This is a genomic window from Methylorubrum pseudosasae, from assembly GCF_029504475.1.
Lineage (GTDB): Bacteria > Pseudomonadota > Alphaproteobacteria > Rhizobiales > Beijerinckiaceae > Methylobacterium > Methylobacterium extorquens.
Window position 1 is genome coordinate 2,086,674 of record NZ_JAQGDU010000002.1, and the last position, 18,706, is coordinate 2,105,379.

Consider the following 18,706-nt stretch of genomic DNA (forward strand, 5'->3'; position numbering starts at 1 on the left):
CGAACCGCCTCGGAACCACGCTCCGCGCCGGTCATGCGGATCATCCATGCCGGGCATCGTGCACCCTCGAAACACGAAGCGCGCGGCAGGACGAGCAGGCCCGCGGATGAGACGCCAGAAACAAAAAACCCGCCAGGTCACGGACCGGGCGGGCGAAAACCGATGGCTGGGGGACCTGGATACGGACCCGTCAAGCCGCCACACGAAAAGTTTAGACAATACAGGCACTTGGCTTTGCTATCGCCAAAGGATGTGTAGCAGTCGAGTGGGGCGGCGACAAGCGGGATCGGTTGCGCCGCCTCCGCGCTGCAGCGCGCTGACATACCTTCTCCAGTGCGCTCGCATGCCGCTCGCCGTCGGTGTCCTCGCACTGCCTCTCGCGCTCACGCTCGCGGTTCCAGCCAGCACGACGAGGGGCTCATATCAACGGCGAGCACGCGGAGGCACCACCACGGGAACGCGGTTGCGTCGTCCGGTCCTGCCTCGCCTGCCGCGATCACCACAGCGAGCTTGAGCTGGAGATCCCGCAGGGTCTGGCACGGCGCGATGATCAGCGCGACGCCCGCGGCCCCAAGAACGCGAGCGGTGACAGCTTCGCGGGCCCGCGCCGCCGGGAGGCCGGCCGCCGCCGCGGCCTCCCGCACGACAGCTTGGCGTCGCCGAAGTTCGGCTTTCAGGCGGCGAGCTTGCAAACCTTGACCGAGACGGCGTTCGATAGTCCTGGGGTCGGCCGCGTAGGCGAGCCCAGGACTGGCAAGGTCCGCCGGCAGTGGTACGCGGGGGTAACCGTGGGCCGCGACGACTGCGTCCTCCAGCCGATCGAGCTCGACGAGCGCGGCTTCGTGCGCGGCGAGCGCATCGAGAAGATCACGCAGGGCGCGTTCGACAGGGGTGGTCTCATTGCCCGGTTCGATCTCGGCGCTCCAGGCGACTTCGCCAAGCAGTGTGGTCAGCACACGGCGCGAGGGGGGTGGGACGAACGCGCTCATGTGGTGGCCTGGCGCGGAACAACGTCCGCCCCTACGTCGGCCGACCTGGCATCCGTCGGCGCTGCGGCAGAGACGGACGACTCGAATGAAGGCTGATTGAGAGCTGCAGGCTGCGACGCGGTGAGATAGTCCGCCGCCCGCGAGCTTTGCGCGGCCGCGTGGCTGAGTGCGCGTGGATCGGCGCGCAGCAGCGGCGCCCAGGATGCGCAGTAGGCGGCGTGGTCGGGGTGCGGCGTGCGCGCGAGCCCGAGGTCGGCCAATACAAAAGCGGCGCCGAGTTCGGCAACCAGCTCCTCGGCGGCGTAGGCGCGGGCGCCGAATCGGCTGCTGAGGTCGCGGGCGAGGCGGTGCGGGGCACCGGTCCAGTGAACGAGTTCGTGGGCAAGCGTGCCGGCGTAGCCCGTGGGCGTGCGGAAGGCGGCGCGGGGCGGCAGGTGGATCATATCGGTGGCCGGGACGTAGCAGGCGCGGGTGCCGCCCTCGCGGATCACCGCGCCGGTGCTCACAACGAAGGTATCGAAGGCCGGCAGTGGAGCCGGTAGAGATGGGTCGGTGCAGGCGCCGGCGGTGGAGAGGGCGGTATCTACCTGGGCGGCATTGAAGACGTGCGCGGCGCGAGCGACGAAGGGAGCCCCGTTAGCTGGGTCGGCTTCGCCGGTCTCGGAGCGGTCGCTGCGCGGCAAGTCCTTGTAGAACAGCACCAGTGTGCCGCGCTCGGCTTTACGCACCTGCGCCCCGAGCGCGGACCACTGCAGGTAGGTCGCCCAGCGCGCGTCGGCGTAGCCATTGGTCTGCGCCGCGCACCACAGCGCCAGTACGTTGATGCCGCGGTAACGCCGACTGGTGCGAGCGTTGCGCGGCAGCGGGTCGGCGCCGTGCCAGGGCGGCGTCCACGAAGCAGGGTCCGCGGCCTCAAGCTGTGCGAGGATGGCGGTGGCGACGCGAGCGTGTAGGTCGTGGGCAGACATGAAGAACGAGGCTCCGGGTGGCCGTTGCGTCAGCGGCTCGGTCGGTGTTTCCCGGAGCGGCGAGCGATGTTCACCGGAGCGATCGGTTCTAGAACACAACTTCGCAGGTCACTGATGGGGCGAGGCGGCAGGGTGTGCCACTGCGGCCCCGCCTGCTGCTGGCTGAGGAGCGGTGCTCTCCTCTCTGCCTGTTCTGGATCTTGGTGAACGTTTGAGGGAGACCGGCTTGCTGGAGGCAAGGCTTTGCCGGGCGCTGGCAAAGCCTCGTACCGAACCAGGCAGGTGGATCTTGGAGCCACGCCATCGGTCGACCGGCGGATCGAAGTGCAACCTTGTAACAGGCAGGCCGGGGCTGTGCTGTCGGCCTTTACGCACCGCTTCCCGTCAGCTTGGACGGCCAGCGCCGACGGACCCGCTCGCTCGATCCGCGGTGCGTTTAGGTCGTCGTGGAGGTCTGGGGCGACCCGTTCCCTCCATCCTGCGGTCCCGCATACGCGGAGCCGCTTGCGGCCGATGCCCTTCGGCGTGCGACCCGGCGGTCCCCATCCCGCATGGCTAGCGGTGGAGGCTCGGGGCTCATAGGGAGCGTGGCTCTTTCCCTAATGCAGGAAGAAGCTCTGCTCTACGTTGTGCAGGCGGAGGATCGATTTAGTCGTCGTGTTCGGCGCATTCGATCCGGCAAATACTTACCACGAATGCAAACACCTGACCCCTTGCGGACATTCGAGGTGGTGACGTCGAAGGTCCGGATGGGGACGAGAGCGGCTGTTCGAGCCGCACCCGTTGGATGTCAGCAAATGGCGCGAAGCCGAACAAGCTGGTGGCGAACTGCTGACCCCTTGCGGACATTCGAGGTGGTGACGTCGAAGGTCCGGATGGGGACGAGAGCGGCTGTTCGAGCCGCACCCGTTGGATGTCAGCAAATGGCGCGAAGCCGAACAAGCTGGTGGCGAACTGCTGACCCTTTGCAGGCATTCGACAGAACCATTTTGAAGGTCCGTTTTAAGTTTCGGAGCGGACATGACGATGGTTGTGACACAACCAATCCAATCAAGTATTGATCTCTTGCTCAAATTACCGCTTTAAGCATCAAAGTTCCGCTGGAATTAACTTGAAGTGAGTTGAGGCCGTCATCGTAGGGTGGCGGCCTCATTCAAGTTGCAGTGCTGAACTTTGTCGGCTGTGCTGTAGCGCGTTCACGCAGGTACGCGATCAGCGCCCTGAGGGCTTCAGGGACCTGCCTGCGGCTTGAGTAGTAAACATGGAAGCCCGGGCCGGGCGAGGCCCAATCAGGCAGGACCTCCCGCAGGGTACCAGCCACCAGTTGCCGTGAGACCAAGCCCTCCTGGCAGTAGGCGATCCCGCCGTCCGTCTCGGCCATCGCCAGCGCGAGCGCCGTCTCGCTCAGCACGACGGACCACGCCACATCGACCACGTGATGCTCCGCCCCCCGCTCCACCTCCCAGTGATAGATCGCGCCGGTGCCCATCCTGAGGCCGATGCAGCGGTGGGCCGCGAGGTCGGAGGGGTGTTCGAGGGGTGGGGCACCTTCGAGGTAGCCCGGCGAGGCCACCATGACCCACCGGATGTCGCCGCCGATAGGCACCGCGATCATCTCCTCGGGGACGCGCCCACCGAAGCGGATGCCCGCGTCGAACCCCTCCCCGACGATGTCGACGAAGTCGTCCTGGACCACGACCTCCAGCTTCACCTCGGGATACTCGGCCAGGAAGCCCGACAGGGCCGGGCCCAGTACCAGTCGGGCCGCATCGGTCAGCACGTTGAGCCGGAGCCGGCCGGCCGGCTTTCCCCGGTAGCGGTTCAAGGCCTCCAGACCTTCCTCGATGGCGCCAAACCCGGCCTCCAGACGCGCCAGCAGATCGGCACCTGCCTCAGTCAAGGTGACTGCTCGGTTGGTCCGGTTGAACAGCCGCACGCCGAGCCTGGTCTCCAGTCCTCGCAGGGCGTGGCTCAACGCCGACGGCGAGACGTCGAGTTCGAGGGCGGCGCGCCTAAAGCCGCCGACCCGGGCGATCACGCGGAACAGGTTGAGGTCGCCCAGGTCGCCCCGGGTCAGTCCAGCCACGATTGCGGCTCCATAGTCGGTGTTGAGTTCACCTGAACGCTACGGTGAATTCTAGGATGGCACCAGCGCACGTAGACCGGGTTAGATGTCCACAGCGCCGAACGCCGGCATCCACCGACAATCGAGGTTAATACATGGCTGAAGGCAGCAAACGCATCGCCGTGTCCGGAGGACACGGAAAGGTCGGCAAGACCCTGGTCCCGTACTTGAAGGACAAGGGCTACGACGTCTTCGTCATCGACCGCGACGCCCCCTCCGATGCGAACGATTTGGCGATGGTCGCGGACCTGACCGACTTCGGCCAGGCGCTCGACGCGCTGTCGTCGGCCGGCGAGGACACCTACGCCCGGGCCGAACCGAAGGCGTTCGATGTCGTCGTGCACCTCGCAAGCATCCCGCACCCGCGCATGCTGCCGGACAGCGACGAGTTCCGGCTCAACATGATGGCGACCTACAACGTCTTCGAGGCGGCCCGCCGGCTCGGCATCAAGGACGTGGTGTGGGCGGCCAGCGAGGTCGGCATCGGCGTCCCGTTCGACAAGACCGACGCCCCCTACGTCCCGGTGGACGAGGACTACCCGATGCGCGGCTACAACGTTTACGCGCTGACCAAGGTGCTGGGCGAGGAGATGGCCCGGCAATTCTGCCTCAACGACCCGGAGATGCGGATCACCTGCCTGCGGCTTTCCAACGTCATGGACCCGCAGGAATACGCCCGGTTTGAGGGCTGGCAGGACGACCCGACCCGGCGCGTCTGGAACATGTGGACCTACATCGACAACCGGGACGCCGCTCAGGCCATCGAGTGCGCGATCCGGTACGAGGCCCGCGGCAAGGACGAGTTCCTCATCACCAACGACGAAACGGTGATGCGCACGCCGACGGCAGATCTCCTCGACCGCCACTTCCCGAACGCGGAACGGCGGAAGGCCTTCACCGGCAACGAGGTCGTCCTCTCGAACGAGAAGGCCAAGCGTGTCCTGGGCTTCAGGCCCGTTCACCATTGGACCGACGAGGTCTAAGGGCATGACCGGTTTAGATCACCTGGGATTCCTCGGCTTCGACACCTTCGGCACGGTGGTCGATTGGCGCTCGGGCATCGCCCGTTCGGCCGCGCCCTTCCTTGAACGCCATGGCATCGGCGTCGATCCGCTCGCCTTCGCCGACGAGTGGCGGTCCCTCTACCAGCCTGCGATGGAGGAGGTCCGCTCTGGCCGCCGCCCCTGGGTCCGCCTCGACATCCTCAACGGCGAGAACCTGCGGACGGTCCTGAACCCGGCATGGGGTCGACGTCGCCCGGATCGCGGCGGAGGACTTGGCGGAGCTCAACGGGGCCTGGGAACGCCTCGATCCCTGGCCCGACAGCGTCGAGGGACTCACCCGGCTCAAGCGGCGGTTTGCCATCGGCCCCCTCTCGAACGGTCACCTCTCCGGGATGATGCGGCTCGCGCGCTTCGGCAGCCTGCCCTGGGACGTCATCGTCGGGGCCGAGATCGCCCGATCCTACAAGCCGACGCCACAGACCTACCTGCTCTCGGCCGAGGCGGTCGGCCTGCCGCCGGAACGCGTCGGCATGGTCGCCGCCCACAACGATGACCTCAAGGCCGCCCGGGCCTGCGGCCTGCGCACCGTGTTCGTTCGTCGACCGCACGAGCATGGCCCCAATCAATCCACCGACCTCGCCCCCGCCGAGCGGTGGGATGTCGAAGTCGAGAGCCTCATCGAGGCCGCCGACGCGCTTGGCTGCCCCTAACCCGGAGAAACCCGCCATGACCGATCACCATCGCCCCCTTGCACTCGTCACCGGAGCGTCCAGCGGCATCGGCTACGAGCTCGCCCGCCTGTTCGCGGCCGACGGCCACGACGTCCTCATCACAGCGAGCGGTCAGAACAACGGCCTGGAGCGCACCGCCGACGCCGTTCGCGCAACCGGCGCCGAGGCCATCGTCGTGAAGGCTGACCTCACCGAGTACGACGGCGTCGAGGCCCTCGCCCGGGCTGTCGCAGACACGGACCGACCGCTTGCGGCTGCGGCGCTCAACGCCGGCGTCGACGTCGGCGGCTACTTCGTCGGCGGAACCGACCTCGCGGCCGAGCTCAAGATGATCCAGCTCAACATCGTCTCGCAGGTCCACCTGACCAAGCGGCTGCTCCCGGCCATGGTGGAGCGCGGCGCCGGCCGGCTGCTCTACACGGCCTCGATCTCCGGCACGATGCCGACCCCCTACGAGGCCGTCTACGGCGGCACGAAGGCATTCCTGATCAGCTTCGTCGAAGCGGTGAAGGAGGAGGTGAAGGACAGCGGCGTCAGCTTCACGCTGCTGCTGCCGGGTGAGGTCGACACCCCGTTCTGGCACCGCGCCGGCATGGACACGACCAAGCTCGGCCTGGGCGAGAAGGCCGCCCCGACCAAGGTCGCCCAGGAGGGCTACGAGGCGATGAAGGCGGGCAAGGACCGCGTGGTCGCCGGCAAGCCCGGCTCGAAGTTCATCGGCCGGGTGCTCAACAACATCTTGCCCGACACCGCCAAGGCCGCGGCCCATTCCGGCGGGGCGGAGCCCGGCTCGGGCTTGAAGTGAGGGGGCGATGAAGATGAACGACGATCTTCTCGCACCGGGCCGCGTCGCGGTCATCACCGGCGCGGCGCTCGGGATCGGCGCCGCTGCCGCTCGGCACTTCTCCGCGCTCGGCATCAGGCTCTGTCTCCTCGACCGGAACGAGGACGCGCTCCAGGACCTTGCAGGCGATCTGGGCCGGGGGGCGGACGTGCGGACCACGGTCGGCGACGTCACGTCCGCCGACGACCTGAACGCGCTGTGCGCATCGGCCTACGACGGCTTCGGCGAGGTCGCGGTCCTAATGAACAACGCCGGCGTCATCGCCGGCGCCGGGCCCTGGACCGATCCGTCCGCCTGGCGTCGCCAGCTTGAGGTGAACCTGCTCTCCATCGTCACGGCGCAATCGATCTTCGTGCCGCGCATGCTGGCCCAGGTCGGCCGCGCGGCGGTCGTCAACCTCGGCTCCAAGGAGGGCATCACCACCCCGCCTGGCAACGCGGCCTACTCGGTCGCCAAGGCCGGCGTGAAGGTGCTGACCGAACAGTTGGCGCACGAGCTGCGCGCCGCGGCCGGCGAAAAGGTGACGGCCCATCTGCTCGTCCCCGGGTACACCTGGACGCCGATGAACGCTGCCCAGAAGCCCGCCGGCACAACCATGCCCGACGAGGCATGGACGGCCGAGGAGTTGCTCGCCCACTTCGAGGGCCGCTTCCGGCGTGGGGACTTCTACATCCTGTGCCCGGACAACGCCGTCACGCCCGAGCTCGACGCCGCCCGCATCCTCTGGGGTGCCCGGGACATCACCGAGAACCGGCCGGCGCTCTCGCGCTGGCACCCTGACTGGAAGGGGCGCTTCGACGCCTTCGCCGCAAAGGAGACCGTCGCATGAGGCCGTACGTCATCTGCCACATGATGGGTCCCCTCGACGGGGAGTTGCTCGTCGACCGTTGGAGCCCGTCGACGGGGCGTTCGTCGGAGGCGTTGGTCGCGGAATACGACCGCATGCACGAGGCGCTGGAGGGCGACGCCTGGATCGCCGGCCGGGCCGTGGGCGAGGAGTTCGCAGAGGGACGCCCGCACCCGCCGGAGCCGGTGCCCCCGGTGGAGCGTCCGGTTCACGTCGCGCGGGCGGGGGCCGAGGAATACGCGGTGCTGATCGACCAGCACGGAAAGCTGCACTGGACCGGGCCGGAGACCTACGGGGCGCCGCTCGTCATGGTCCTAGGCAGGGACGTCCCCGACGCGCACCTCGCCGAGCTCGCCGCCGACGGCATCTCCTACGTCGTGTCGGACGGTACGAAGATCGACCTCGTGCGAACGCTTGAGGTGCTGGCTTCGGAGTTCGGTGTCCGCAGGCTGATCCTGGAGGGCGGCGCCCGGACCAACGCCGCGTTCCTGAAGGCGGGGCTGGTGGACGAGATCAGCCTGGTGCTGTTCCCGGCCATCGGCGGGCATTCGGGCAGCCAGACCCTGTTCGAGGCAGGCGAGGACGGACTGGCCGACCGCGTCCGGCTGAGCCTCGTCTCCACCGAGGTCCGCACGGCGGGCGCCGTCGCGCTCCGGTACCGCGTCGCCTACGTGCCGGCCTGATCCAACGTGCGACCTGAGATGAGCCCCACTCAACTCAGCGTGCAATTCAGATGAACGTATCAAAGGCAGCCAACGGCCTTCGACTTCGTTAAGTCTTCGTCACCGCATCGACACCGAGCGGCGCACCGGGCGCCGAACCACACGGGAGGTCTCCTCCCGCGAACGATGCCCCATGCCCGCATCACCCTGTAGATCAAGGATTGAGACCATGACCACCCAACGTCCCCTCGCGCTCGTCACCGGCGGCTCGTCCGGCATCGGCTTCGAGCTTGCCAAGCAGTTTGCCCGGAACGGCTTCGACGTCGCCATCTCCGGCTCCAGCGACAAGGTGCACGCTGCGGCCGACGCCCTGCGCGAGCTCGGTGCCGAGGCCTACCCGCACAAGGCCGACGCCGCGACCTACGAAGGCGTCGAGGGCTTCTGGACCTTTGTGACCGACCTGGGCCGGCCGGTCGAGGCCGCGGCGCTCAACGTCGGCATCGGCCAGGGCGGCGCCTTCGTCGACAACACGCTGGAGGACGAGTTCCGGCTGATCGCGATCAACATCACAGGCACCGTGCACCTCGCCAAGCGCGTCGTGCAGCATATGGTGCCGAACGGGCGCGGCCGCATCCTGATCACCTCATCGGTCTCGGCGACGATGCCGACCCCCTATGAGACCGTCTATGGCCCGTCGAAGGCTTTCGGCTTCATGTTCGCCGAGAGCCTGCGCGAGGAGCTCCGGGAAACCGGGGTGACCGTGACGGCCTTGCTGCCTGGCGCCACCGACAGCCAGTTCCACAAGAACGCGGGCATGGCCTCCAGCGCCATCGACCAGGGCAAGAAGAACGACAAGACCGAGGTCGCCCGGCAGGGCTTCGAGGCCCTGATGAACGACGTCGACCACGTCGTCGGTGGCGACGAGGAGACCAAGCAGACGGTCGTCGACAACCGCGTCACGCCCGAACCGGTTAAGGCCGCGCGCCACGCTGCGAAGACGAAGCTAAAGGGCTGAGGGGAAGCACCATGAGCAACCTCAAGGACGCGGTGACGGTCGTCACCGGTGCCTCTTCCGGGATCGGCGCCGCCACCGCAAAGCGGCTCGCGGCCTCGGGCGCCAAGGTCGTTCTGGCCGCCCGCAACGAGGACAAGCTGCGCGCCCTGGTCTCCGAGATCACGGAGGCTGGGGGAACGGCGGCGTACAGGGTCACAGACGTCACCGACCGGGCTGACGCCAAGGCGCTCGCCGCTTTCGCCGAGAAGACCTACGGCCCGGTCGACATCCTGGTGAACAACGCCGGTCTGATGCTGTTCTCCGCCTGGAAGGACGCGGCGGTCGACGACTGGGACCGGATGATCGACACCAACCTGCGCGGCTACCTCCACGCCATCGCAGCGGTACTTCCGTCGATGCTCGAACGCAGGTCCGGGCGCATCCTGAACATGAGCTCTGTCGCGGGCATCAACGTCGGCGAGGGCGCAGGCGTGTACAGCGCGACCAAGTTCTTCGTCCGGGCCATCACCGAGAGCCTGCGCAAGGAGGTCGGCGTCGCGAACGGCATCCAGGCGTCGATGGTGAGCCCCGGCGTGATCGACACGGGCTGGACCGACAAGGTCTCGGACGCCGAGGGGCGCAAGGCAGCGACTGAGCTGAACAGGGACGCCATCCCCCCCGAGGCCGTCGCGGACGCGGTAGCCTATGCCCTCGACCAGCCCGCGAACGTGACCGTGAACGACGTCGTCGTCCATCCTACCAAGCAGGCCTGGTGAACGTCGCGACCGGCGCGCGACCACGGGTCGGCGCCGGCGCCCCCCCCCCGGATCAGGAGAGAACCATGCGCGAGAACTGGGGCGACACAACCATCGAATGGGGCTCGGCCGAGGTCGAGCCCGGCATCCGCATCCATCACGGCGTCGCCGGGAGGGGCGAGCGCACCGTGCTGCTCGTCCACGGCTACCCGGAGACGGCCTATGCGTGGCGCCGGGTGGTCCCCCTTCTCGTCGCGGCGGGCCTGCGCGTCGTGGTCCCGGACTATCGCGGCGCCGGCGGGTCTTCGAAGTCGCCGGCCGGCTACGACAAGCACACCATGGCGGGGGATCTGCACGCGCTCCTCTACGACCATCTCGGTCTGACCGGACCGGTAATGGTGGTCGGGCACGACATCGGCATGATGGTCGCCTACGCCTTCGCCCGTCGCTTCCCCGACCGGACCGAGCGGCTCGTCGTGATGGAGGCCCCCTTACCCGGCACCGAGGCTTACCGGACTGCCCTGGGGGACACGGACAGGCTTTGGCACTTCCAATTCCATCGCGCCCCGGACGTGCCCGAACTCCTCACCGCCGGGCGGGAGCAGCTTTACCTGGAGCGCTTCTACCAGGACCTTGCCTTCGACACCGAAGCCATCGGTCTCGACGCGGTTTCACGCTACGTGCGCGCCTTCTCGCGTCCCGGCGCGATGCGGGCGGGCTTCGAACTCTACCGCGCCTTTCCCCTCGATGCCGAGCGTAACCGCGCCGACCTGAAGCGGGACGGGAAGCTGACCATGCCGGTGCTGGCGTTGGCCGGTTCGGCCAGCGCGTTCGCACCCTTCACCGAGGCGATGATGCGGGAGGTGGCGGAGGACGTGACCTTCGCGACCATCGAGCGGGGCGAACCACTGGGTGCCCGAGGAGAACGCCGAGGCATTCGCCGCCGCCGTGCTGGCGTTCACGTAGATCCGACAGAGACCCATCGATGAAATCGACGCTGCTTCTCGCCGCAACCCTGCTGGCCGGCACCGCATTCTTGCAGGCTCGTGCCCAGGAACCCGAGCCGGGACGCCCGCACCGCCCGTACGCCGAACGGCCGCCGGTCGATCCAGCCATCCTGGTCGAGAAGGCGACGCGCGACCCGTTCGTGCAGCCGAACGACATGGCGCTCTTTCCCGGCCTGCCCCCAAGCGCTCCGGTGCAGCGCCAGCCGGCCCCTAGGGAACAACCTTCCGAGGGACAGGTGCTCGAACGACGACCGCCGGTGAACCCCACACAGCAGCCGGCCTTTGCCGGACAGACACGCGCCGTAGCCGTGCGGACCAAGACGCCCATCGAGGAAGAGGTAGTTGCGCGCGGGCTATCCTATCCGTGGTCGCTCGCCTTCATGCCGGACGGGCGCATGCTCGTGACGGAGAAGTCCGGCGCCCTGCGGGTCGTATCCCGGCAAGGCGAGGTCTCCGGGCCGATATCCGGCGTTCCCCCGGTCATGCATGCCGGCGATTGCGGCCTGCTCGCGGTGCTGGTCGACCCCGATTTCGCCTCCAACCGGCTCATCTACCTGTCCTTCGTCGGGTACCGACCCAACGGGCATGCGCTGATGGTCGTCCGCGGACGCCTGTCGGCCGACGACAGGACCATCGGGTACGTCGAGCAGCTCCTCACGCTGCCGCCCTTCAGCGGCATCAACCACTACGCAGGCGGCATGGTCATCGGCCACGACGGCAAGCTCTACGTCGGAACATCCGAGTGGATCACCGACGAGACGCGGATCGCCGCCCAGCTGCCAGCCTCGCCCATGGGCAAGATCCTGCGCATCAACCGCGACGGCTCTATCCCGGCCGACAATCCCTACGTCAACGTCAGCGGTGCCGAGCCCCGGGTCTGGTCCATCGGGCATCGCGATCCCGAGGGACTAGCGCTCGACCCGAAGACCGGCGGCCTCTGGATTAGTGACCACGGTCCGCAGGGCGGGGACGAGATCGACCGGGTCGAGCCCGGACATAACTACGGCTGGCCGCTGGTCGCCTACGGCAAGCGCTACGACGGAGGCTTGCTCGGGGGCGGCCGCTCCCAGTTCCCCGGCACCGAACAACCGGCCTACTACTGGGATCCCGCCATCGCGCCGGCCGGCATCGCATTCTACACGGCGGACCTCGTCCCGGAGTGGAAGGGCAATCTCTTCGTCGCCGCGCTCGGTGGACGTCACCTCGCACGGCTCGTCTTGGAAGATGGGAAGGTCACCGGTGAGGAACGCTTGCTTCGCGGTAACGACCAGCGAGTCCGCGACGTGAAGCAGGCTCCGGATGGAGCACTTTGGGTGGTGACGGACGATTTCGATGGTCGTCTCATCCGGCTTTCGCCGAGGAGGTAGCTGTCGAGTTTCCCGGAGGTATGCGGAATTCGGCCGTACCCAGCGGGAGCGTGGCGAACGCGGTCAGGACGACCATCGGCGGCTGGTCGGGCACGAGGCGGAGCATCACCGGCACGTCGAACCACCATACGGCGAGCACGCCCAGCGATCCAGGGTTCTCAGGCATTGCGCCGGGCATAGCGTCCTTCGACGGGGGCCTCGAAGTAGCGTCGGTGGGTCACCCGGACGTCCATCTTCTTCCTGAGGGCACCGGCAGTGAGCGGCTCCTGGTGAAGGGCGGCCCCGCGAACGGTCGAGGTGCGGAGCTCGGGAAAAATCTCGTCGGGCGTGAGGGGGCCACGCTCTGCGATGAGTTCGGCTATCTCCTGCATGACACGGTCCCAGAACTCTTCGGCCCGGAAGCGGCCGCGTTGGTTCTCGACCTTGGCAAGGCGGCCCAGGATGCGGAGTCCCTCGTCCCGGGCCGCCTTTGTCCGAACGACGCCGAATTCTCGGTCTGAAGATCTCGTAGCCTCCCAGCTCAACCAATGCGTCCAGAGACCGCTTGCGACAGAAGAGCGGCCATTTCAGCGACTGTGGTAGAAGGTCCGGACGTGGCGCGAAGCCGAACAAGGCGGGGGCGAACTCCTGACCCCTTGCGGACATTCGGGGTGGTGACGTCGAAGGTCCGGATGGGGTGGGAAGCGGGCTTTGACGCTGGGTCCGCGAGCAGACGTTCTGCCTCTGACCCAAAGAGTTGTTCCCACGCGGTCGTGCGCATCATGAAGGCGCTCGCCGCCAAGGGCTGTCGTGTACCGTAGCGCCGCGCCGAAGCAGCGAATTTGTACCGCTCGGCGCCTCGACAGCCCGGAGCGCCGCCGCGCGAGCCTTGGCATCAGCTGCGGCTTCCGCCTGCTCGATGGCGGATTCAGTGGGTTCGGGGGCGGCCAAAGGCTTGCCGCAAGCTGTCCGCCCCGTAGGGCTTCTTGATCACCGGCACGTCGCCAAGATCGGTCGGTACCTGGAAGCTCTCACCGTAGCCGGTTGCGAACGCGAACGGGATACCGAGTTCCGCCAAGCGCCGGGCAACGGCGACGCTCGTCTCTGACCCGAGGTTCACGTCGAGGAGCGCCCGGTCCGGCGGCGACGCGTCGATCACCCGGAGCGCCTCCCGGACTGAGGCCGCCATGTCAACCGACTCGGCCCCCAGCGCGGTGAGCGCCTCCTCGGCTTCCAGGGCGATGATCATGTTATCCTCGACTACCAGCACGGTCCCGCCGAACGAAAGGGACGGGATTGCTTCAGGCTGGACGACCTGCAACGCCCGGGGCGGGGCGGCGCGAACGAAGGCGGCCGGGATCGAGAACCGCGCGGTCAGGCCGGTCAGCGCGTAACGCACCTCGGCCTCGCCCTTCAGCTCATAGGGCACGGAGCGCTCGATGATGGTCGAGCCGAACCCGCGCCGGGTCGGAGCTTTAACGGCGGGGCCGCCCGTTTCGGTCCAGTGCACGATGAGGCTATCGAAGCCGTCCCGCTCCCAACGCACGTCGATCCGGCCGCCGCTGTCGCTGAGTGCGCCGTACTTAGCCGAGTTCGTCACCAACTCGTGTACGACGAGCGCCATGGTCGTAAAGGCTTGCGGTTCGAGCAGTACGTCGACGCCGTCGAGGACAACGCGCTCGGCTTTGGCGCCGAGGTAGGCCGAGGCCTCGACGGTGAGGAGCTCGGTGAGCGAGCCCGGCCCCCAGTTGACCGAGGTGACCTGGTCGTGGGCCCGAGCGAGCGCCTGGATGCGGTCGCCTACAACGGCAGTGAAGTCCTCCCCATCGCCGGCGCTGGCCCGGCTCTGGGTGACCACGCCCCGGATCAGATTGAGGATATTGCGGACCCGGTGGTTTAACTCGGCAATCAGGAGCTCCTGCCGCTGCTGCGCCTCCTTGCGCTCGCGCTCAGCCGTATCGCTGAGCCGGAGGATCACCTCAAGGAGCGTGACCCTCAGCGCTTCCGCGGTGCGGGCTTCCGCCTCCGACCAGGGGAGCGACCGGCCGTGCACGACCTCGCGCCACGCCTCGAAGCTCTTGCGCGGGGTCAGACGGACGCCGTTCGGGCCGAGGCTCGCGGGCTTTTCCGGATTGCCCGCCCAGGTCACGGTCCGCGCCACCTCCTTGCGGAAGAACACCAAGAAGTCTCGCGGCGTGCGTGACACGGGCACGGCCAGCATCCCGGCCGCCCGCTCGGTGAAGTCGCGGCCAAGCTCGTGGAAACGTCCGATCTCATCCGTGGCGTAGACCCTGCTCGCCGCCGTGCGGTTGAGGAAGCGCACGAGGCCGGTAAACTCCTCCTGCGTCGGTGTCCTGCCTTGCAGCGTGATCACGCCGTTGACCCATAGGCCCAGCCCGTCGCAGGCGACGATGCCCGACAACTCTTCGGCGAAGTCGGCCAGCCCATCTAAACTGGTGCCGCCCGCGGCCATGGCGCTCATCAGGCGGTTGTGGGTTTCGCGGGCGAGCGCCTCCTGAGCGGCGAGGACCTCCCGCTCGCGGCTCTCCAGGATCCAGGAGAACATCTGCCCGAATAGCTCGGCGGCGGTCCGGCGCTCCAGGGAGATGTGCCGCGGCTCCGTGTGGTGGCAGGCGAACAGGCCCCAGAGGCGGCCCCCGCGCAGGATGGAGACCGACAGGGAGGCAGCGACGCCCATGTTACGCAGGTATTCGAGGTGGATCGGCGACACCGTGCGCAGGGTCGAGAGCGACAGGTCGAGGGGCTCGCCCATAGGGTCACGCGCCGGGAGCACCGGGATGGCCGGGGCATCGATGTCGGCGATGATGCGCAGCCAGTTCCGTTCGTAGAGGGCGCGAGCCTGCTTGGGGATGTCGGAGGCCGGGTAGTGCAGGCCGAGGTAGCGATCGAGTCCCGAGCGCACGGCCTCGGCGATGACCTCGCCCGATCCGTCCGGCGCGAAGCGGTAGACCATGACTCGGTCGAAGCCCGTGAGCGCGCGCATCTGCCGGGCGGCCTCTCGGCAGAGCGGCTCGAACTCCACCGTATGCTGCAGGCGGGAGACCATGTTGCGCACGAGGTTGCCGGCGCTGAGGTGCTCGGGTGCGCTCGGCTCGGCCTCCACGACGATGGCGCCGCCGGACACGTGCAGGGCGATGTCGAAGACGGGCTTGTCTGGCACGAGGCGGACGCCGAAGACCCTGTCCACGGCGTCGGGACCGCGCAGGGTCTGCAGGTGGCCGCGTAACAGGTGGATGGCCTCCTGATCGACTAGGATGTCGAGCGGAAGCCCGAGCAGGTCTTCGGCCGGCCGTCCGAGCCACTCCGGGGCGTTGGCGCTGGCGCGCACCACGATCCAGTCCGGCGATACGCCAAGGAGGAAGCCGAACGGCTGCACCGCGCCGAGAATGTGGATCGGCTCGCGGTCGCAGGATGACAGGTCGACCGGCGGCCTCTGGTCTTCCGTGCTCGCCTCCATGCGCCCTGCGTCGTCCCGATGATTTCGGTCGACACTCGACCTTCGACCTCAAATAATGCGGAACGCCATCAAATGTATACGGCAGGCTGCGGCGACTGGCCGGTCAAGCCGTGTCGCGAAGCGGGCCGGCTTACGCCCGTCTGGCAGGATCTCCTTAAGATGGTCGTGCACCATTTCGGCGGTGAACGGCTTGCCGATGAAGCGAGCCCCTCCGGGCATGTCGCCGGGTCCCGGATGCGCTTGGCCTGAGGCTACGACGATGGCGATGTAAGGCCATCGCCGCGCGGTCTCGCGGGCCACGGCGAAGCCATCGCAGAAGCAGGGTATCTGGACGTCGGTGAACACCAGGACGATGAGGGCGTGCTCACGGTCCAGCAGCGCTATGGCCTTGTCGCCGTCGCTGGCCTCGAAGGTGCGGAACTCCGCCTCCTGCAGGATGTCCATCGCATCCATGCGGATGAAGCCGTCGTCGACGACGAGGGCATAGGGAATTGAAAGGTCGGCTGGATCGGTCATCGGCACATAAGTCCCGATCCTTGCAAAAGGTCTCGTCCGCCCAGAGCTGCAGGCTACCGACGGCTCACGGGCGGTTGCAGGACCATGCGCATCTGTGGCGGACCATACCCGAACCAACGGTACCGCCTTCGGTTGGAGCCGGCCGAACGTCGAGCGTCGGCTTTCGAAGTCTGACGCTCAAGCGCGGATTGGCAGAAATCCACCAAACCCAGTCCTACATGTCCGCTACTAGACCGCCGGTGAGCGGACTTTTCGAGGGACCGCAAAGGGTGGAAAGCTGTCATTCGAACTCTTGGAACGGTGCCCTTCTATTCTCCTGATGCCGAAACGGCTGAACGCCGAGCGGTTCGCTCGATTGCATCGGCAATGACCCGATACAAGGATGGCGGCAGATCATGGCCCATCCCGGCGATCAACATCATCTCCGCACCCTGGATAGAGGCCGCAGTGTCCTCTCCGCAGGCAGGCGGAAAGAGAGGATCGTCTGTCCCGTGAACAACGAGGGTCGGCGCCTTTATTGCGGCGAGCCGTGACCGGCGGTCACCAGCCATCCCAACCGCTGCGAGTTGGCGTCCGAACCCGCCCGGCGCACGGCCTCGCCGAACTTCCTCCCAGAGGAGAGCGCGGCAAGCCTCTTCGTTGAACGGATGAGCAGTGCCCGCAATACACCGTGCGAAGGCCACGCCGTGATCGAGGAAGCCCGCCTTGTCCAAGACGGGATCGGGGGCCGGACGCATCATTAACGTCATAGCGTCAGGCTTGGCCGATGGCATGCCCGGATTTCCCGTGGCCGACATGATTGAGGTGAGCGAGAGCACACGAGACGGGTGTTCGCTCGCCATGATCTGGGCGATCATGCCGCCCATCGAGCGACCAACGATGTGGGCTCGACGGATGGATAAGGCATCGAGCAAGCCGAGCGCATCCGAGACCATGTCGTTGAGCGTGTAGGCGAGTTCCGGCCGCCGTCCTTCGGCGAGCGCCGCGGCCAAGGCCGCAAAGTCCATCGCGCCTTGTTGGGTGAAGTGGGTCGAGCATCCTGTGTCCCGGTTGTCGAACCGCACGACACGATAGCCGCGCGTCTCCAACTCGCGGCAGAAGGGGCTGGTCCAGCGGATCATCTGCGTACCGAGCCCAGCGATCAGAAGGATCGTCTCAGCCGCCTCGTCGCCGAAGCTGTCATAGGCCAGGGTGATGCCGTTGGCCGCCAAGCGGGTAGACTTGGATTCCGGGCTCATATGCGAACGGCCCGGAGGTGCTCCGCCCAATGGATAAGACGCTCCCTCATGACCCGGTCGCGGACGTATCCGATCTCTTCAGCATCCAATCGCTCGATTATTTCGAAGCTGAACGCCTCCTCTCCATGCACATTCCACGTGCTCTGGAGCGAAGGATGCGTGTTCGTGCCCTGCCGGAGCGTGAACCAGAGGCGGTTCTGAATCTTGGACAGATCGGGGGAACTACCGGCCCAGACCTCGCCAGACGCCACGCAGCGGACGGCGTAGATGCCGCCTTCGACCTCTCGCTTCTTGTAGGCGCTCACGGCCGCCTTTCGGTCTTCGGTTCACGCCGAAGCTCCGCAACCCGAATAGATCGCTAAGTGGCCGCTTGATGCGGCCAGACATCATCGAAGCAAACGGCTCAGGATAATTGGACGGCCTTGTTCTCGGCGCAGCTTGGTCTGCTCGCACGGCGACGGGAATGGTGGGTTGCTCCGGCACCGCGCAATCTCCTGCTTCGACTTCCGTCAGGTATGGGCCACCACGGCCGCAGCCAAGCTTAAAACCGAAGGACCGCTGAGGGTCGAGAGCGGCGGTTCAGCACCTGCGAACTCAATGTCGGCTCGTGGCGCACAGCTGAACAAAGGGCGTGAGAACTCCTGACGCCTTGCCGACATTCGAGGTGCCGCCGTCGAAGGTCCGGATGGGGTGGGAAGCGGACGTGTTTGGCAGGGTCACGGGAGCGCCTGGTCAGGTCACTTGGAACCGTCCCGGACGCATCGGATCCACGCCATTCCCATGACGAAACTGCAGGCCAATATGAAGAGCGAGATGCCGGCGAAGATCCAAGGCCATTTCTCGGACGTCCAGATCACAGGGCGAGTGCACGAACCAGGGCGGATGCTGACGGTGATCTGCTTCCCGTCGGACAACCACGAAGGTCGATAACCCATCGACACATACTGCGAGCAGTTGGGTGGACCTCCCGCGCCGGAGCTATCGTAGGTGAGGGTTGCCGTGACGGCACCTTTCGACAGCAGTTCCACGCGTGTCACGCGCGCGTCGACACGCTGCCCAGTGCGCAGCACCGTCACGTCTTCAAATTCGCGGAATGTCTTCTGGGCAAAATGCCCCGCTCCAACCAGCCACATGAGGGCCATGGCCAGCAAGAAACGAACATGCTCTGTTTTTCGCTTGTCTCTGTCTTGTAGGCCTACCAA

The 18,706-nt window shown here is 67.0% G+C and carries 19 protein-coding genes; 10 read left to right on the top strand and 9 right to left on the bottom strand.

Going from position 1 to position 18,706, the window contains the following annotated elements; genetic code table 11:
* Positions 1 to 383: 383 nt before the first annotated feature.
* The 3 genes from M2437_RS10695 to M2437_RS10705 form a co-directional block, all read right to left on the bottom strand.
* The gene (locus tag M2437_RS10695; protein ID WP_499006696.1) at positions 384 to 956 is read right to left on the bottom strand and encodes a hypothetical protein; all 573 of its coding nucleotides are present in this window, start codon (positions 954 to 956) and stop codon (positions 384 to 386) included.
* A gap of 29 nt (positions 957 to 985) precedes the next feature.
* Complete coding sequence (locus M2437_RS10700; RefSeq protein WP_253387375.1) at positions 986 to 1,957, bottom strand: ArdC family protein; 972 nt, start codon at positions 1,955 to 1,957, stop codon at positions 986 to 988.
* 1,153 nt (positions 1,958 to 3,110) lie between these two features.
* Positions 3,111 to 4,043, bottom strand: a complete 933-nt coding sequence (locus M2437_RS10705) for a LysR family transcriptional regulator (protein ID WP_253387376.1) — start codon at positions 4,041 to 4,043, stop codon at positions 3,111 to 3,113.
* Between the two features lie 134 nt (positions 4,044 to 4,177).
* On the opposite strand from M2437_RS10705, the gene M2437_RS10710 reads away from it, so the two are divergent.
* Positions 4,178 to 5,065, top strand: coding sequence for an NAD-dependent epimerase/dehydratase family protein (locus M2437_RS10710; protein ID WP_253387377.1), 888 nt, complete (start codon positions 4,178 to 4,180; stop codon positions 5,063 to 5,065).
* Between the two features lie 13 nt (positions 5,066 to 5,078).
* Here M2437_RS10710 and M2437_RS10715 read toward each other — a convergent pair whose 3' ends face one another.
* Positions 5,079 to 5,372 (bottom strand): hypothetical protein, encoded by a 294-nt coding sequence (locus tag M2437_RS10715; protein ID WP_499006698.1) that lies wholly within the window; start codon positions 5,370 to 5,372, stop codon positions 5,079 to 5,081.
* Here M2437_RS10715 and M2437_RS10720 point away from each other — a divergent pair.
* The 9 genes from M2437_RS10720 (at position 5,359) to M2437_RS10760 (ending at position 12,793) form a co-directional block, all read left to right on the top strand.
* Positions 5,359 to 5,796, top strand: coding sequence for an HAD-IA family hydrolase (locus tag M2437_RS10720; RefSeq protein ID WP_499006699.1), 438 nt, complete (start codon positions 5,359 to 5,361; stop codon positions 5,794 to 5,796). The two genes, M2437_RS10715 and M2437_RS10720, sit on opposite strands and share 14 nt — an antisense overlap.
* Positions 5,797 to 5,812: 16 nt before the next feature.
* Entirely contained in the window at positions 5,813 to 6,622 is an 810-nt protein-coding gene (locus tag M2437_RS10725) for an SDR family NAD(P)-dependent oxidoreductase (protein WP_253387379.1), read from the top strand.
* A gap of 13 nt (positions 6,623 to 6,635) precedes the next feature.
* A complete protein-coding gene (locus M2437_RS10730) occupies positions 6,636 to 7,490 on the top strand; it encodes an SDR family NAD(P)-dependent oxidoreductase (RefSeq protein WP_253387380.1) in 855 nt (284 codons plus the stop codon).
* Complete coding sequence (locus tag M2437_RS10735; protein WP_253387381.1) at positions 7,487 to 8,191, top strand: dihydrofolate reductase family protein; 705 nt, start codon at positions 7,487 to 7,489, stop codon at positions 8,189 to 8,191. The genes M2437_RS10730 and M2437_RS10735 overlap by 4 nt, the downstream gene beginning before the upstream one ends.
* Before the next feature lie 208 nt (positions 8,192 to 8,399).
* Positions 8,400 to 9,185: an SDR family NAD(P)-dependent oxidoreductase gene (locus M2437_RS10740; protein WP_253387382.1), complete on the top strand. Its 786-nt coding sequence runs from the start codon at positions 8,400 to 8,402 to the stop codon at positions 9,183 to 9,185.
* Positions 9,186 to 9,196: 11 nt separating this feature from the next.
* The gene (locus M2437_RS10745; RefSeq protein WP_253387383.1) at positions 9,197 to 9,940 is read left to right on the top strand and encodes an SDR family oxidoreductase; all 744 of its coding nucleotides are present in this window, start codon (positions 9,197 to 9,199) and stop codon (positions 9,938 to 9,940) included.
* Positions 9,941 to 10,005: 65 nt separating this feature from the next.
* Positions 10,006 to 10,908, top strand: a complete 903-nt coding sequence (locus M2437_RS10750) for an alpha/beta fold hydrolase (protein WP_499006702.1) — start codon at positions 10,006 to 10,008, stop codon at positions 10,906 to 10,908.
* Positions 10,905 to 12,293 (top strand): PQQ-dependent sugar dehydrogenase, encoded by a 1,389-nt coding sequence (locus M2437_RS10755; protein ID WP_253387385.1) that lies wholly within the window; start codon positions 10,905 to 10,907, stop codon positions 12,291 to 12,293. Before M2437_RS10750 ends, M2437_RS10755 begins: the two co-directional genes overlap by 4 nt.
* Before the next feature lie 50 nt (positions 12,294 to 12,343).
* Positions 12,344 to 12,793, top strand: coding sequence for a hypothetical protein (locus tag M2437_RS10760; RefSeq protein WP_253387386.1), 450 nt, complete (start codon positions 12,344 to 12,346; stop codon positions 12,791 to 12,793).
* A gap of 407 nt (positions 12,794 to 13,200) precedes the next feature.
* Here M2437_RS10760 and M2437_RS10765 read toward each other — a convergent pair whose 3' ends face one another.
* The 5 genes from M2437_RS10765 to M2437_RS10785 all read right to left on the bottom strand — a co-directional run bounded on the left by M2437_RS10765 (position 13,201) and on the right by M2437_RS10785 (position 18,655).
* Positions 13,201 to 15,750 carry an HWE histidine kinase domain-containing protein gene (locus tag M2437_RS10765; RefSeq protein ID WP_253387387.1) on the bottom strand — a complete coding sequence of 850 codons (2,550 nt, stop codon included), beginning with the start codon at positions 15,748 to 15,750 and terminating at the stop codon, positions 13,201 to 13,203.
* A 48-nt stretch (positions 15,751 to 15,798) separates the two neighbouring features.
* Positions 15,799 to 16,266 (bottom strand): response regulator, encoded by a 468-nt coding sequence (locus tag M2437_RS10770; RefSeq protein WP_253387388.1) that lies wholly within the window; start codon positions 16,264 to 16,266, stop codon positions 15,799 to 15,801.
* Positions 16,267 to 16,574: 308 nt separating this feature from the next.
* The gene (locus tag M2437_RS10775) at positions 16,575 to 17,477 is read right to left on the bottom strand and encodes an alpha/beta fold hydrolase (RefSeq protein WP_253387389.1); all 903 of its coding nucleotides are present in this window, start codon (positions 17,475 to 17,477) and stop codon (positions 16,575 to 16,577) included.
* A gap of 23 nt (positions 17,478 to 17,500) precedes the next feature.
* Positions 17,501 to 17,809 carry a GIY-YIG nuclease family protein gene (locus tag M2437_RS10780; RefSeq protein ID WP_253387390.1) on the bottom strand — a complete coding sequence of 103 codons (309 nt, stop codon included), beginning with the start codon at positions 17,807 to 17,809 and terminating at the stop codon, positions 17,501 to 17,503.
* A 432-nt stretch (positions 17,810 to 18,241) separates the two neighbouring features.
* A complete protein-coding gene (locus M2437_RS10785; protein WP_253387391.1) occupies positions 18,242 to 18,655 on the bottom strand; it encodes a hypothetical protein in 414 nt (137 codons plus the stop codon).
* Positions 18,656 to 18,706 lie beyond the last annotated feature (51 nt).

What these genes read in the sequence shown, in the direction of transcription:
- M2437_RS10735 (WP_253387381.1), top strand. Translation starts at nt 7,487, where the DNA reads ATGAGGCCGTACGTCATCTGCCACATGATGGGTCCCCTCGACGGGGAG.
- M2437_RS10730 (WP_253387380.1), top strand. Translation starts at nt 6,636, where the DNA reads ATGAACGACGATCTTCTCGCACCGGGCCGCGTCGCGGTCATCACCGGC.
- M2437_RS10710 (WP_253387377.1), top strand. Translation starts at nt 4,178, where the DNA reads ATGGCTGAAGGCAGCAAACGCATCGCCGTGTCCGGAGGACACGGAAAG.
- M2437_RS10700 (WP_253387375.1), bottom strand. Translation starts at nt 1,957, where the DNA reads ATGTCTGCCCACGACCTACACGCTCGCGTCGCCACCGCCATCCTCGCA.
- M2437_RS10725 (WP_253387379.1), top strand. Translation starts at nt 5,813, where the DNA reads ATGACCGATCACCATCGCCCCCTTGCACTCGTCACCGGAGCGTCCAGC.
- M2437_RS10750 (WP_499006702.1), top strand. Translation starts at nt 10,006, where the DNA reads ATGCGCGAGAACTGGGGCGACACAACCATCGAATGGGGCTCGGCCGAG.
- M2437_RS10755 (WP_253387385.1), top strand. Translation starts at nt 10,905, where the DNA reads ATGAAATCGACGCTGCTTCTCGCCGCAACCCTGCTGGCCGGCACCGCA.
- M2437_RS10745 (WP_253387383.1), top strand. Translation starts at nt 9,197, where the DNA reads ATGAGCAACCTCAAGGACGCGGTGACGGTCGTCACCGGTGCCTCTTCC.
- M2437_RS10770 (WP_253387388.1), bottom strand. Translation starts at nt 16,266, where the DNA reads ATGACCGATCCAGCCGACCTTTCAATTCCCTATGCCCTCGTCGTCGAC.
- M2437_RS10765 (WP_253387387.1), bottom strand. Translation starts at nt 15,750, where the DNA reads ATGGAGGCGAGCACGGAAGACCAGAGGCCGCCGGTCGACCTGTCATCC.
- M2437_RS10740 (WP_253387382.1), top strand. Translation starts at nt 8,400, where the DNA reads ATGACCACCCAACGTCCCCTCGCGCTCGTCACCGGCGGCTCGTCCGGC.